The following is a 15,722-nucleotide window of genomic DNA, read 5'->3' as shown; positions in this document are numbered from 1 at the left end:
TAAAATAACATGCGTCCGATAAAAACGATCGCTGATCGATCGGACAAAGAGTGCCCGTGCGCCACCGACAACGTTTGCCGGCCGACTCAAACATCACTTCCTCATCCGACTTTTCCCTCTTTCAAAGCCTGCATGATACGGGCGGGAGCCCGTTTGTTCAACAATTCGTTCTTCATGAAATTCATATAAGTGAAGAACCGGAAGTAACCTTTACAGAGATAATTCAAGCCGGGGTCGCCCGTCTTCGTTTTGCAAAAACGATTCTTCGGGCATTCTCCGTTGCAGGCGAACAGATAAGGACATTCTTTGCACTGCGCCGGCAGAGACGTATGTTTCGCCTGCCCGAAAGCCTGCTGCCGTTCACCATACATCATTTCCACCAAGGTTTTCTGATAAATATTCCCCAATTTATACGGGAGGAAAACAAAATGATCGCAGGAATACACATCGCCGTTGAACTCCATCACGCCGGCGTGGCCGCATGTTTTAGCCAGACTGCATACTCCCGGCTGTTCGCCGACCCAGTTGGCGAGCGTCGAATCGAACAGTTGGATGAAATACTCGCCCACATCGTTCCGCACCCATTCATCAAAGATCGAGTACGTGAAGTTTCCCCATTGCTCCGGCGTCACGGAAAAGTCGGCCATCCGTTCGTTTCCTTCCTCCACGGCGGCCAGATGTCGTCCGTCGGCATGCTCGACGATACGCTCGACGATGGGGGTAAACTGAATGTAACGGCATCCTGTCTGTTTGAAAAAGCGATAGAAGTCGAGCGGATAATCTCCGTTAACATCGTTCACTACCGCCATCGCATTCCATTCCACCCGATGCTTGTTCAGGAGGTCGATTCCCCGCATTACCTTTACGAACGAAGGCAATCCTTACCTGTTCCTGCGATATTCGTCATGGAATTCCTGAGGGCCATCAACAGATACACCAACCAGCCAATGATTGTCACGAAAGAATTCGCACCACTCATCCGTCAGCATCGTCCCGTTCGTCTGGATACAGTTATCGATTCTCCGCCCGCAAGCATATCTCCGTTGCCATTCCATCGCTTTTTTATAGAACGAAAGCGGTCGCATCAGCGTCTCGCCACCGTGCCATATAAAGAGCACATCGGGCAACATCTGCGATTCGATATATTCCCGAACGAATTTCTCCAACAGTTCCTCGCTCATCACATGCTTGGGCACCTGCCAGTAGAGGTTCGACTTTTCCAGATAGTAACAATAATCGCACGCCAAGTTACAAAGCGCTCCCGCAGGCTTCAGCATCACGTAAAGCGGCTTGGCAAAAGGTGAAATAGCAATCATACAAACAGGTTCATGTGGCGAAGATAGGAAAAAAGATAGCAATAATGAAACATAACCGGGTATTCGCTCTCTCGAAAGAGACTTTACCCGGATGAAACAAAACGGCCCCAGCTACTTGTGACACCTAAAAAATAAGAAGCGATCAGCCGGTTATTCCGCCCATTTTTCATAACTTTGTACCCTGACTAATTAAGAAAGAATATGGTTAATATAGAAGAACAGCTGACCGCATCGATCATGAAAGCGATACGAACCTTATACGGCCAGGAATTACCTGCTAAGATGATTTCCTTACAGAAAACCAAGAAAGAGTTCGAAGGGCATCTCACCTTAGTCGTGTTTCCTTTCCTGCGTATCAGCCAAAAAGCTCCCGAACAGACGGCTCGTGAAATCGGCGAATACCTCAGACAACACGAATCTTGCCTGATCGCCGCCTATAATGTCGTAAAAGGTTTCCTCAACATAACCATCACTTCGGATTACTGGATCGAACTGTTGAACAGCATTCGGACGAATCCCCGTTACGGCATCAAGGAAGCGGCGCCCGATGCTCCCTTGGTCATGATCGAATATTCGTCGCCCAATACCAATAAACCGCTTCACTTGGGGCACATCCGCAACAACCTGTTAGGAAATGCGCTGGCCAACATCATAGCGGCCAACGGCAACAAAGTCGTTCGGACGAACATTGTCAACGATCGAGGCATTCATATCTGCAAGTCGATGTTAGCCTGGCTGAAGTACAGCAAGGGCGAAACGCCGGAATCGAGCGGGAAGAAAGGCGATCACCTGATCGGCGATTATTACGTAGCCTTCGAGAAACATTACCGAGCGGAAGTGACAGCGCTGAAAACGACATATCTGAGCGAAGGCATGCCGGAAGAGGAGGCTCAAACGAAAGCCGAGACAGAAGCGCCCTTGATGAAGGAAGCGCATACCATGCTCCGCAAATGGGAGGCCGACGATCCCGAAGTACGTGCGCTCTGGACGAAGATGAACGAATGGGTGTATGCCGGATTCAACGAGACATACCGGAAGATGGGCGTCTATTTCGACAAGATCTATTACGAATCGCAAACCTATCTGGAAGGAAAAGCGATGGTTCTCGAAGGGCTGAAAAAAGGGCTCTTCTATCAGAAAGAAGATCGTTCCGTGTGGGCAGACCTGACGGCGGAAGGCCTGGATCAGAAACTCTTGCTGCGCAGCGACGGCACGTCCGTCTACATGACGCAGGATATCGGCACGGCCAAACTCCGGTTTCAGGACTATCCCATCGACAAAATGATTTATGTGGTGGGCAACGAACAGAACTATCACTTCAAGGTCTTGTCCATCCTGCTGGATAAGCTCGGCTTCAAGTGGGGAAAGGAATTGGTTCATTTCTCGTACGGAATGGTCGAACTGCCGAACGGCAAAATGAAAAGCCGCGAAGGAACGGTGGTCGACGCCGATAACCTGATGGAGGACATGATTCGAACGGCCCAAGAGACAAGCGCGGAATTAGGCAAGTTGGACGGTCTGACCCAAGAAGAGGCGGACGACATCTCGCGTATCGTCGGCTTAGGCGCCTTGAAGTATTTCATATTAAAAGTTGACGCTCGCAAGAACATGCTGTTCAACCCGCAGGAATCGATCGACTTCAACGGCAACACCGGACCCTTCATTCAGTATACGCATGCCCGGATTCGGTCCGTACTGCGGAAAGCGGCGGAAAGCGGCATAGAAGTTCCCGAAACGATTCCGGCAGGACTCGAACTGAATACCAAAGAAGAAGAACTGATCCAACTTCTGGCCGATTATCGCACGGTTGTAGAACAAGCTGCAACGGATTGCAATCCGTCGATCATCGCCAACTATACGTATGAATTGGTAAAAGAATACAACCAGTTCTATCACGATTTCAGCATCCTGCACGAAGCGGAAGAACGAAAGAAAATCTTCCGCCTCGCACTGAGCGCCAGCGTAGCCGAAATCGTCAGATCGGGCATGGGATTGTTAGGAATCGAAGTCCCCGATCGCATGTAACGTATGTCGAAGAAACAGAAATATTATGTGGTCTGGAAAGGCGTCAGCCCGGGAATTTACCCTTCGTGGACAGATTGCCGGCTTCAGGTAAAGGGCTACCCCGGTGCGCTTTATAAATCGTTCGATACGAGGGAGGAAGCAGCGCGCGCTTTCGCCGTCCCCGCCGACAGTTACTTGCGGGAAGAGACCGATCGACGAAAGGCGAAAAAGGCAACGGCGGAAATACGTCCCGTCCCCGCCCGAAAAGAGTTGATCGAGCGGCTTCCCGAAGGTTTCGACAGGAATTGTCTGGCTGTCGACGCCGCATGCAGCGGCAATCCGGGCCACATGGAATACCGAGGCGTCTACCTGGGCAACGAACAGGAAATCTTTCACTTCGGACCTGTTTACGGAACCAACAACGTCGGGGAATTCCTGGCCATCGTTCACGGATTAGCCCTCTTGAAACGGAAAAACCTCCGGATGCCGATCTATTCCGACAGCCGGAACGCCTTACTATGGGTCAAAAACAAGCAATGCAAGACGAAGCTTCCGCACAATGCAAAAACGGCTCCGCTCTTTCGCCTCATCGAACGGGCGGAACACTGGCTTCAAAGCAATAAATACGACATCCCCCTGCTCAAGTGGGAAACGGAAAAGTGGGGTGAAATCCCCGCCGACTTCGGCAGAAAATAAACTCTTCCGATCCCAAGGATCATAAAAATATGGAGAAAAAACAGACAGGATTCATACCCAACACGCAGACCTATCCCGACGAGTGTACGGGAATCGATCGATTTCGACAACAACACCGGACCTTTCATCCAATATGCATATGCCCCGGATTCGTACTGCGGAAAGCGACGGAAATACGCCCCGTCCCTGCCCGGAAAGAATTGATCGAACGGCTTCCAGAAGATTTCGACAGGAATTGTCTGGCTATCGACGCCGCACGCCGTGGCAATTCGGGAAATGGGGAGGCTTCAACCAGTTTAGCAAGCTTTAAAAAAATATTTTGAACCCCTTGACCGGCTTAGCAAGAGTAAAAATTTCAGGCAGGCCTCTCGGATTTCACAATAAAGGGGACAGAGGGAAATTCGGATTACAGTTTCTCCTATGCCGACGAGTATCTGGCGGGAAAAGCTGTCTTCGACGAATCAAAAAGGTATGGGGTTGAAGGATACGAAGATAATAGGTCCTTCGGGAACGATCATCAACGGTAAAAGCGCTGAGGATGGTACACAACGTGACGATACGATGCGGCCTGCCGGTACGTGGCCGACGGATCATGAAGCATTAATCGCCACTTTCGAACTCGTTTTCTGTGTAGGCTGTGCCTCCCCGGCCAGCGGCTGTGTCGGAACAATTTATTTTTCCGCTTCGGAGTATTCCGAAAGGCTTGGAGAAGTGCGCGCCATCCGCATCCACTTTCCGGTCACGGCAAAATGTTTGCCGACTCATTCTCCGGCCATTCGCCCAAAGAACCGCCTTCGTTATACGTCTGATTATTGGGCAGGTCCCTGTCACCTACTCCTCTGCTCATCAACTTTTTCAGCTCCTCCAAATAATGCAGATACACGCCGCGGGGAGTGGTTTCATGTTCCTTGCAGATGGATGCGGCCATACCGACGACTTCCCCCATCATCCCCGTCGTACGCATCACGCGGACGGTACCTAAGGCCACATGAGTGACGCTGATATTGCGGCCGGCCATAAACAGATTAGGTACATTACGGGAATAGAGGCAGCGATAAGGTACGGCGTAATGATGAATCACCTGATGCTTCGTCACGGTTTTGAACGCATCGGAGAACTTTGCCGCATTGTCCGGGTCGGGACTATGGAGGTCGATGCTCCATGTGGCGGCAAACGACGCATCCTCATGAGAGATATTCTTCATCAAATCGTCTTCTTTGAGGATATAGTCGCCCATCAGTCGCCTCGATTCCCGTTTTCCCGCCACATAAGCGACCCACTCCAACTTGCGATTCCGGTACGGGCCGTTCTCTCTCCAATGATTCTTCAGAAAGCTCCAGTTCGAATAAACGACCAGCATGCCATAGTCGCGAATACGTTCGAAGTCCGTAATCTGATCGAGGTTCATTCCCGTCTCCCAAGTCCATTCTCCCATCATTACCTTTTCGCAGTTGTGCTCATCGAAATCCACTCCGTAACTGAACTCCGGGAATCCGCATGATTGCCCGCTATCCGTCGAATACCATTGAACGGAGGAACCCATCGTCATCTGATCCGGTTCGTCCGGTGCTATCTTTTCATTGAAATCACGCTTCCCTTCTCTGCCCATGCGGTAATCCGCACCGGCTAAATATCCGACCGTTCCGTCGCCGGTACAATCCGAAAATAACGGAGACCTGAATTCCAATTCCTCGCCGGTTTCTATCTGTCTGGCTATGACGGAAGCGATGTCCGTACCCTCTTTCTTTACTCTGATCACGCGATAGTTGGCAAAGAGCGTGACGTTTTTTTCTTTTTTCAGCCAATCCATCTTCTTCTGGTCTTCATACATCGCTGCGGGTTGGGCATTGCCTCCCTTCGACGGGCCGAACTCTTTTTGCAGATTCCCCAACTCTTTATATTTTCCAGCATGGATCCGTCCGCCCAGATGAACCCGAATTTCCGAACTGTTATTCCCTCCGAGAACCGGTCGGTCATGGATCAGAGCGACTTTACAACCCAGACGAGCAGCCGATACGGCCGCGCTCATCCCCGCAATGCCTGCACCGACAACGACCAAGTCATATCCCTCGAGGACAACCGGCACGTTCGGCCCATTCAACTTTTTCCGTCGAAAAGCTTCCAAAGCATGAATGTCCGAAGGAGGAACGACCTCTTTTTCCGTCGAAAAGTAGATAGCGTCGCAACGCCCGTCGAAACCGGTCAAGTCGTGCAATCGAAGCACAGTCTTCACCTCCTTTACCGTCACTTCCCCCGCTGCTTGCCATCCCCAGGCCGTACCTGCAGCTCCTAAAGGAGAGACCGTCTTTTGATCACCGACATACAACGTGAATTTACCCGGCCCCTCCCCCTTGTTCCATGGGGAAGTCCAATTATAGGTACGGACATACGCCCAATACTTCCCTGCCTCCGGAAATACCACTTCGGTAGTGGCATCCGCTACGGGAATTCCCAAGCCATGGGCCAACAGGTACGGCGAGCCCATCAAATCCATAAATTGCTGATCCACTACCCAGCCCCCTTTATGGCTGAAACTCTCCGTTTCCACGAAAAGATCCGCCGCTCTCATCTCTCCAATATGTGCGGCAAAAAGCAAAAGCGAGAATAAAATTCTTCCCATATTCTTTTGGATTAAATGAATAAAGATTTCATACGAAACTGCTAATATATACATTATCCGTCTTTAAATCCAAGTCCTCCGGCACCTTTTTCCGAAAAGAGATATTGATCTTTCCTGGGAAAGAATCGGGGGCAAAAAATACGACATCATACGGTGTACCCATTTACTACAATTAATTTATTGATACTCCAAAAGGGTAGTGACAATCGCATCCGTATCAACCTTGAAGCGAATCCATCTTGCCTGGAACGAATCGGGGAATCGATAATGGCAAGCTTTGTTTCTTTCCGCAGGTAAAGTCATATATTCCATCCAGTCGCCATTACCTGTGGGATCGACTTCTATCGTGATATTCGCATTCTTTCCTTCTACTGTCAATGTCAACTCTTTCTTATCATAAAAGGCCATCAGATAAGGATCGGAGATCTCTCCTCTCTTGACTGCAGCCTGTATCCATGGTCCGCCATATCCAACAGGTTTACCTAATTTCCACAAATCATCAATTACACCGGCCCATACCGCAGCTTTTCCATCGTCAGAGACAATGATATGAGGATTCTCCTTACCTGCTCTCGGATCAACGCCGGTCATCAATAACATCCCTCGATAAGAACCATAATCATTGATACGGAAATTATGTGACGAAATCGGACGAATCTTAGCATAACCATCGGCGTTTTCTGCCGGCAATTCATAGAAAGTACCCATACAACTGAATAAGTCGCGTTCGGTCGCTACTTCCCGACAGATACGAAGTAATCCCCGATCAGTTAAAGCTTTATAGTCTTCATTCCCTAACGGCAGTCTCCATCTACGATTCGAATCGTCTACAATCAATACAGAGCCTTTATCAACAGTAATCACCTGCTGAGGAATAGCCATTTTCGTACGAATGAATTCCGCGGTTCCGGCATCGTTCTTTTTCACTAACTGCAAGGTATCATTCATTTCATAATAACCTGTTTCCATAAATTCATCGGCTACACTCCTGTTGGACAAAAGGCCAAGGGCACGGCGATTATCACCCAAACTATATAATAGCCCACCCATCGCGCTTTTTGAAGAAACAGGCGATAAACCCATAAAGATCTCATTAGAGGCAATCGGTCTGTTATCTTCCGCAGCATATGAGAAACTGACAGTGGTCATCGCAGTCTTATCGATCTTAACCCGAATCCATTCTCCTCTTTCACGATTATCAAAGGGGACGAAAACGGATTTTCCTCCATCCACGGAAAGCATTTTTAATTCTTTCCATTGATTATTCCCTTTCTCATCTATTTCGAAAGTATAAGTCACAGGAATATCTCCTTCATTTTTTATCCATACGCATCGTCTCTTCCATCCGGCAAATAAGAAAGGTTCAGAATATTCATTGGCCTTTATCGTCTCCTTAGCCCATACGGCTCCTTCCGCAGTAACCGGTCCCAATTCATAAGGTTCGGTCAAAGAAGTGAACCATATATTCGAATTCGATTGCCCCGTAGCTTCGACATTACCTTTTGCCTTGCGCTTATTCAAAAATTCACTCTTGGCCGAATCGTCACTACCGAAAACAAGCTGATTATTCCAACGGGCGAAATCACCTATTACTTTCAGATAAGCGCTTCCTGGACGAATACCGGCGCTATGGTCGGCAGTAAACGTTCCTGGAAATTTCCAGAACATGCCATGCATGGTCATCAGATAATTCGATTCTGTCTCTGTTCCAATATGGCGTATCCTCGGCCATTCCGTATTCCAGCCATGAGCTCCGTCATAGCTATGGCTTGCTTTGGGCAATCGATAGAAAGACCAGCCTTCCTGAACCTGGCGGACGCCTAAGATCAAAGATTTATAATCCCATCCAACCGCCCAGATGGGATCTGTCGCAGGATCAGCATTTCCATAAATACCGCCGGGACCTGTTATTTCAGTAAATTGATTACGCCGAATAACTTTCCAATCCTTTCCGTTCCACTCTGCTAATACTCCTGCTTCAATATCAAATTTTTGCAAAGCTTCCTGGGTTCCTTCTCCATTATTTGCAAAGACTGCAACACCTTGCCCCGAGTAGAAACCTTTCCCATGAACGCCAGGCAACAGTTCATTAATTGGCCCAGCATCCGTATCCTTTGCCTTTCGCTTTAATCCGTTTCCATCCGGATAAAGTTCTTTTACTTCCAAGGAATGGACATCTATCTGATAAAATCCTTCTTCCATCGTCGCCAAAAGTATTTTATTCGCGGGATCAAATAAATCGCGAGCATTCCCTGTCGGGCGCCCAGGCATAATATCATAAGATATCGTTCTAACTTTTCCTTTTGCATCAACGGCATACGGGCCTATAAACAATTGGTTGCTCTCTTTATGGATCATTCGGTTGGCAGGCGTACCGCCTATACTTTCCTTCCGAATATTCTGCGTCATATCGGAAGCTATTTCATAGAGTTTGTCAGAGGAACCCGTCGGACAATGAGGACCATACGTGACTACCCATAACCTATTTGCCCAAGGAACCACGGCGCCCGTACCACATTCATTCTCATCATTATAATGTGCCAAAACAGGATAAATACCGGAGACAGACTTAGGAATCGTTTTCTCTTTCACGGAAAAACAGGAAGTTGAAAGGGCCGTTAAAGCCCCGGCAAGCAGTATTAAATTCTTTTTCATTTTAAAATATCCATTTTCCTATTGCAGCAAAAAGAAAGGCCATCGTCTTTCCGAATCAATACTTTTAAACATAATTTCAATAGCCCGGATTGGGAGTCATATATTTATTAATTTGGATTTCAGACGTCGGAATGGGCCATAAATATTGGCGATCATCCCAAAGGCGTTGGGAAAGCACTTGAATAAGCCCCGTCGCTTCCATCTTTGTAAAATCGGGGATTCCCTCTTCGTCAATGTCTGGAGCAAATGGCCAGAACCAATTATTCGTATCCACCACCTTCTCTTGCAATATGGAAGAAGGATAAAGCATGCCGTAATTCTTATGTGTATACACTCTCCTCGCAATTCTCCAACGAATAATATCCGTGTATCTACGATGTTCTTTTGCAAACTCCATCCGACGTTCAGTACGTAACTTCACACGCATTTGGGCCTGATCTGCAATGGCAACAGCCGGATATCGGTCGACGGCCGATTTCCCGACGCCATACGCTCTTGCCTTGACAGTATTAATCGCATCGATAACACTTTCATCGATCTGATTCAATTCAATTTTAGCTTCCGCATACATTAATAATACATCTGCATAACGCATTACGATAGAAAGAGGTTCAATGGTATACCCGTTCTCTGTCCAAGAAGCATCCACGCCTTTACACCATACCAGTCCATTGAACGAAGCGTACTGCGCATTCACGCGAGAATCGTTATTCTTAATCTGCGTACCAGTATTATAGTTCATTACATAGACGGCATCGGGACGCGGATTGTATTCATACCCGATCAATGGTTTTCCAAAAGGCTGAATAGTCATTGCTAAACGCGGGTCTCGATTCTTAAACGGATCATGAGAGTCAAATAAGGGCGATTCATCAATAGGAAGGCCGTCTATACATTCATAAGAAGCCAGTAAATCCCACGAAGGGTCGGTTGCAGCCCAACCGCCGGCATTACGAATTAAATCATTACGAACCGCTCCCGTACCAACGTATTGATTATATTCAATAGAACGTGGAACGATAAAAATGAACTCGTCCGATTTTTTGGTACTCTGCAAAAACAATCTGGCATAATCCGACTCTAATGAATATACCCCCAAATCCATACAGGCTTTAGCAGCAGTTACTGCCATCGAGTAGTCATTTTCATAAAGGGCGATACGAGCTTTCATAGACAAAGCAGCCCCTTTCGTCGCACGCTGTTCACCATTATACGAAACAGGAAGGGTGCTGACGGCCTTATCGAAATCATCATATATCAACTTAAGCACGGTCGCTTTATCCGTACGTCCCATTCCTAAACCTTGTTCAATATCAATTTCATCCTCAACCAGAGGGACGTCGCCGAATCTCTGTATCAACTTAGAATAAGCACAGGCACGATGAAAACGAGCTTCTGCTACATATTGCCGGACAAGAACCGCATTGGCTCCTTTATCAATCGCCCGTTGATATTTATGGATAATAGAATTAGCACGCGCAATAGCTTTATACTGATTCTTCCAAAGCTCCGTAACATTACTGTTTTGTCCATTCAGTGTCGCATTTTCAAAAGAAGTCAAAGTTTCGCGATAAGTATAATCATCCGACCAGTCAGTTTGCCATTCCCCATCTTCAGGCCAGAATATCATTCTATACAAATCATTCACTGCCATTCTTACTTCTTCTGCAGAAGAATACCAGTTTTCTGTCGAACCATTCGACAGGGGATTCATATCCAAATCATGGCACGACGTGAGAACCGCAAAAGTCCCTATAAACAAATACATTTTTTTCATGAGTCTTCTCTATTTAAAAGTTAACAGAAATACCAAACAATAAAGATTTCGTAATAGGATAGCCGGAAGTACTGACTTCCGGATCCCATCCGTCAGGATAACTGCTCAAGCAGAACAAATCATTGCCGGAAACATAGAAACGAACCGCATCCATATAAATCTTCTTCGCCCATTCGGATGGAAAAGTATAGCCTAAAGTCAGATTTTTAACGCGTAAATAACGACCGTTGAATAACCAATAATCCGACATTGCATAATTAGAATTCGCATTCGAATAAGTCAAACGTGGATACTTTGCCTTTGCATTTTCGACATCCGTTTTATTTACACTCCAATATTTACCATCGATTAAATCGGGAAATGTCAACCAGTTCTCCATTAACCCTTGGGTCATAATATTTGACTTCAAAGCGTTCTGCTTCCCTACACCTTGTAAGACAATAGACAGATCAAATCCTTTCCAAGTCCCGTTGAAGTTAAATCCAAACGTATAACGAGGAAGTGCCCCCCCTAGCAATACCCGATCGTATTCCGAAGAGATCTTCCCGTCAGGTACGCCATCCGGCCCGCTGATATCTTTGTATTTGACATCGCCCACCTTAATGTTATTATTTAATTTGGGAGAGTTAGCTAAATCCTCTTCCGTAAGAAAGAGACCATCGCTGACATAACCGTACCATTCATCGAATTCGCTGCCTTCCATTTTAACTTGACTACCCAGGAACTGAGTGCCTCCTAAGTCGCCCATTTTAGAGACAAAGTCCGATAAATTTGCACCGATCGAATAATGGAAGTCACCCACTCGATCATTCCAACCGATTTGCAGATCAAAACCTCTTGTGTTCATTTTACCCGTATTCACGCTTGGATTATCGTAACCCACAAATTTGGGGATTTCCAATGAAAGCAACATATCTTTTGTGATCTTTTTATAATAGTCGAAACCGACCGTTAACCTGTTTTTGAAAAAAGCCGCATCAAAACCGATATTCCAAGATTCGGTCGTCTCCCAAGTGATATTACGCACCGCATAGATTGCTTGAGCAGCAGCAGTTAATGAAGAAACATCCCCCCCGTTCAATAACAAAACATTATTGAAACCGATTGCTACTTGATAAGGATAATAACTACCGATACGTTCATTACCCAATGTTCCCCAAGAAGCTCTCAGCTTTAAGAAATCAAACCAAGCAGCATTCATCTTCTTAAAGAACGGTTCTTCACTGATAACCCAACCTGCAGAAAACGAAGGGAAGTTACCCCAACGGTTATCGGATGCGAAACGACTTGAACCGTCTCGACGGAAATTACCTTGTACCAAGTAACGGTTAGCAAAACTATAAGTCAACCGACCGAATATGGAACGATACGCATATTCTGTTGCACTGCCGCTATTATCGCGATACGTTTCCGGGCCAAGATTTAAATAAGGGAAATTAGTCAATTCGTATTGATCACGGGACGCGCCTAAATATTCCCATTTTTGATAGAAATCTTCATATCCAATCATGGCGATAATATCATGCTCCCCAAAGGTCTTTATATAGTTGGCCAGAAACTGTGTAGTCAGATTATAATCATCATCACGAGTTTCCGATAGACTGGTGGTATAGAAACCTTGTACATACCCCTTGACAGCATTAGCATTATCAGCATAAGTATAAGGTATTTTTTTCACAAACTTCTTCACCTTCGTAAAATTATAGGTCGGTGAAAAAACAGCAGAGAGCCTCAATCCTTCAACAGGTTTAAAGTCTAACGCTACTTTCCCGCCGACACGATAATATTTGCTTTTGGTATTCCCCCCTTCATGAAGCATCGCTAAAATATTCATGCCATCTTTCACGTCACCGTAACGACCGTCCGACCAATGATCGGCATAAACAGGAGGAATCATACGAACGTTATAATACAATGGATTTGCATTGGGCGTACGATAATCAGAAAATTTCAGATTTATATCGGCATGCGCCTCCAAGAATTTATTGATCTTAATATCGTTATTTGAACGAACCATATACCGTTCGAAACTATTGTTAGCATAAAGACCATCCGTTTTATCATAGCGCAAAGACACTTTCGTCTGCACCACTTTACTTCCGCCAGCCACATTGAAAGAATGAGTTTGACGCGGCGCGGAATCTTTCAATACCAGTTTTCGCCAATCGACATTCGGATATTTATCAGGATCAGTCTTACTCCTTTTTATCCAATTGTTAACCTGCTCCTCCGAATAAGTCTGATACCACCCTCCAGCATTATTATCATTGTAACGAAGCTCATTGGTCATTTCTAAATAACGCTGCACATCTACATAGGCAGGTAATGTCGTCGGTTTCTCCATACCGTATTCGAAATTATAATTCATCCGAACCTCATCGATCTTAGCACGTTTAGTCGTAACTAAAATGACACCTGCAGCAGCACGAGAGCCATAGATAGATGCGGATGCTGCATCTTTCAAGACCGACACGCTTTCTACATCATCAGGACTGACCTGATTAATATCGCCGGGAACACCATCGACAATTACCAGCGGACTCGAGTCGCTAATAGTGGTAACCCCACGAACATAGATATTACTTGCTGTAGCGCCAGGAGCATTATTAGTACGGGTTACCGTGATCCCAGCAGTAGAACCTTGTAATGCCGTTGACAAATTAGTCGTTTTCCGGGAAGCCAAATCGTCGCCTTTGATGGCAGCTACCGCACCTGTCAAATCTTTCTTCTTTATCGTACCGTAACCGATTACCACCACCTCATCCAAGGCTTCGCTATCTTCATGAAGTTCGACCGAGACAGGCTTGTCGCCGGTGACACCGACCTCTTTCGTTTCATATCCTATATAAGAAACGATTAAGACAGCGTTATCGTCGACATTCAAGCTAAACCTACCGTCCACATCGGTAATGGTTCCGTTGGCGGTGCCTTTTTCCAAAATATTGGCACCGACCACCGGTTCGCCGTTAGCATCCGTCACTGTTCCTTTCACCGGTTTTTTAGTCGATTGTTGTGGGGCAAGTTCTTTCTCAGCTCTCATCAAAACGATCTGGCGATCGTTGATCTTATACATGAGGAAACTTCCCGAGAGAACTTGGTCGAGTACCTGATCGATACTCTCTTCCTCCGCCTTAATCGAGATTTCCTTGGAGGTATCGAGCAAATCGTTGCGATAGAGAAATACAAACTCACTGTGTGCCTCGATATATTGGAATATCGATTTAATAGAAACTTTCTCAAAGGCAAAAGTGAACTTTTGCTGCTGTGCATAAACGAAGTCTTTAGCAATTCCTCCCGTAGAGGAGAGCAACAATCCTACCAAAAGCACTATTTTCAGCAGTTGACTAATAATGCTCATCTGTTTTAACTTGTTTTCCATAAAATAATAAGGTTGATAAATGTAATTCATTGGTTGTTACTTTTTCTGGACGAGAATTCGTATTATCCGGTACGACATTCGATTGAACGAAATTATGTTTCCATAAGCCATATTGGTTTTTAAGTTAGACGTATATTGAAGATACTATTTAGCTTTCAATCCATACGTATCTCCTCGTTTTGACACGAGGAATCCACCCGTCGCCGAGATTCTTTTCAAGGCTTCATCCACGCTGCATTTCAAATCGATTTTTCCGGCAATGTCGATATCAGCGATATTGCTCTCGCACGTGATATCCACTCCGTAATAACGACTCAATTTCGTTAAAATAGCACTTAACGGAGCGATCCGTAGGTTTAAAATGCCTTGCGTCCAGAGAGTGTAATCTGCCGCATTCACGTTCGATTTCTCCATCTCGCCGCTATGGTAAATCTTCGCTTTATTGTTCGGCAAAAGAGTAAGCTCCTTGCCGGATTTACTCTTCACATTTACTTTCCCTCGAACTAACACGACTTCATTGATTTCTAACGAGCTGCTGTATGCATTGATGTTGAAAGCCGTTCCCTGTACCTGCACCTCAAAGCCGACCGTTTTCACGACGAAAGGGGCCTGTTCGTCATGCATCACATCCAAGTATACCTCGCCGTCTACAAAGATTTCCCGTTTATCCTCCCTGAACTTCTTCGGAAATACCACCGACGTTCCCGCATTGATAAACATACTCGAGCCGTCGGCTAAAATCAGACGGGTATATTTTCCTTTCGGAACGAGTATTTGATCGTATTCCATTTCTTCGGATCGAGTTTCGTTTTCCGTTATCTTCTCTTCGTTTACGCTGATACCATTCGGAGAATAGATAACGACCGCTCCCTTATCGACAGGAACCATTTCGGTAGGCGAAACGATCAATCGGATTTCGTCCGTCGAAGTCGTATTGCAGATCATTTGGGCAGCGATTTCCATGATATCGATCGGCTTTCTCTCTCTTTCCGTTATCGATTTCTGTCGGCTCACGATCCATATACAACCGACAATAACAGCCGCCGCTGTCATCACTGCTGCGAGACGACGCAATCGCCGTCGTCGGATCTTTCTGTCGATACCTCTATCGATTAAAAACCATATTCTTTCCCGTTCCGCCTGCGTAGAAAGGGTTTCCTGTTTTCGATAATACGCAATAAGCCGGGCGATTGTTTCACGAAGATATGATATCTGGTTTTTCATCTATTCCCTTTTATATTATAATGGGGACAAAAGAAAAACCTACTCATTTTT

8 protein-coding genes and 1 pseudogene are annotated in these 15,722 nt (G+C 46.1%); 3 read left to right on the top strand and 6 right to left on the bottom strand.

What is annotated here, in order from left to right; translation table 11 throughout:
• Positions 1 to 101: 101 nt before the first annotated feature.
• Positions 102 to 1,316, bottom strand: a pseudogene (locus BN102_RS02310) (anaerobic sulfatase-maturation protein).
• Positions 1,317 to 1,517: 201 nt separating this feature from the next.
• Here BN102_RS02310 and argS point away from each other — a divergent pair.
• Genes argS through BN102_RS02295 form a run of 3 tightly spaced genes read left to right on the top strand, consistent with a single transcriptional unit; the run spans position 1,518 to position 4,339 of the window.
• Positions 1,518 to 3,341 (top strand): arginine--tRNA ligase, encoded by a 1,824-nt coding sequence (gene argS / locus BN102_RS02305; RefSeq protein ID WP_019207452.1) that lies wholly within the window; start codon positions 1,518 to 1,520, stop codon positions 3,339 to 3,341.
• A gap of 3 nt (positions 3,342 to 3,344) precedes the next feature.
• Entirely contained in the window at positions 3,345 to 4,016 is a 672-nt protein-coding gene (locus BN102_RS02300) for a ribonuclease H1 domain-containing protein (RefSeq protein WP_019207451.1), read from the top strand.
• Between the two features lie 29 nt (positions 4,017 to 4,045).
• Positions 4,046 to 4,339: a hypothetical protein gene (locus BN102_RS02295; RefSeq protein ID WP_019207450.1), complete on the top strand. Its 294-nt coding sequence runs from the start codon at positions 4,046 to 4,048 to the stop codon at positions 4,337 to 4,339.
• Positions 4,340 to 4,755: 416 nt separating this feature from the next.
• Here BN102_RS02295 and BN102_RS02290 read toward each other — a convergent pair whose 3' ends face one another.
• The 5 genes from BN102_RS02290 to BN102_RS02270 form a co-directional block, all read right to left on the bottom strand.
• Entirely contained in the window at positions 4,756 to 6,636 is a 1,881-nt protein-coding gene (locus BN102_RS02290) for an FAD-dependent oxidoreductase (protein WP_036786946.1), read from the bottom strand.
• A gap of 177 nt (positions 6,637 to 6,813) precedes the next feature.
• A complete protein-coding gene (locus tag BN102_RS02285) occupies positions 6,814 to 9,291 on the bottom strand; it encodes a hypothetical protein (RefSeq protein ID WP_019207447.1) in 2,478 nt (825 codons plus the stop codon).
• A 76-nt stretch (positions 9,292 to 9,367) separates the two neighbouring features.
• Positions 9,368 to 11,068, bottom strand: a complete 1,701-nt coding sequence (locus BN102_RS02280) for a RagB/SusD family nutrient uptake outer membrane protein (RefSeq protein WP_021311798.1) — start codon at positions 11,066 to 11,068, stop codon at positions 9,368 to 9,370.
• A gap of 13 nt (positions 11,069 to 11,081) precedes the next feature.
• On the bottom strand, positions 11,082 to 14,477 hold the full coding sequence (locus tag BN102_RS02275) for a TonB-dependent receptor (protein ID WP_019207445.1): 3,396 nt from the start codon (positions 14,475 to 14,477) through the stop codon (positions 11,082 to 11,084).
• A 114-nt stretch (positions 14,478 to 14,591) separates the two neighbouring features.
• Positions 14,592 to 15,671, bottom strand: a complete 1,080-nt coding sequence (locus BN102_RS02270; RefSeq protein WP_019207444.1) for a FecR family protein — start codon at positions 15,669 to 15,671, stop codon at positions 14,592 to 14,594.
• Between the last annotated feature and the right edge of the window lie 51 nt (positions 15,672 to 15,722).

The organism is Phocaeicola abscessus CCUG 55929 (assembly GCF_000312445.1).
Classification (GTDB): domain Bacteria; phylum Bacteroidota; class Bacteroidia; order Bacteroidales; family Bacteroidaceae; genus Phocaeicola; species Phocaeicola abscessus.
Note: the sequence above shows the minus strand (reverse complement) of the source record. Positions and strands in the feature narration are given on the sequence as shown.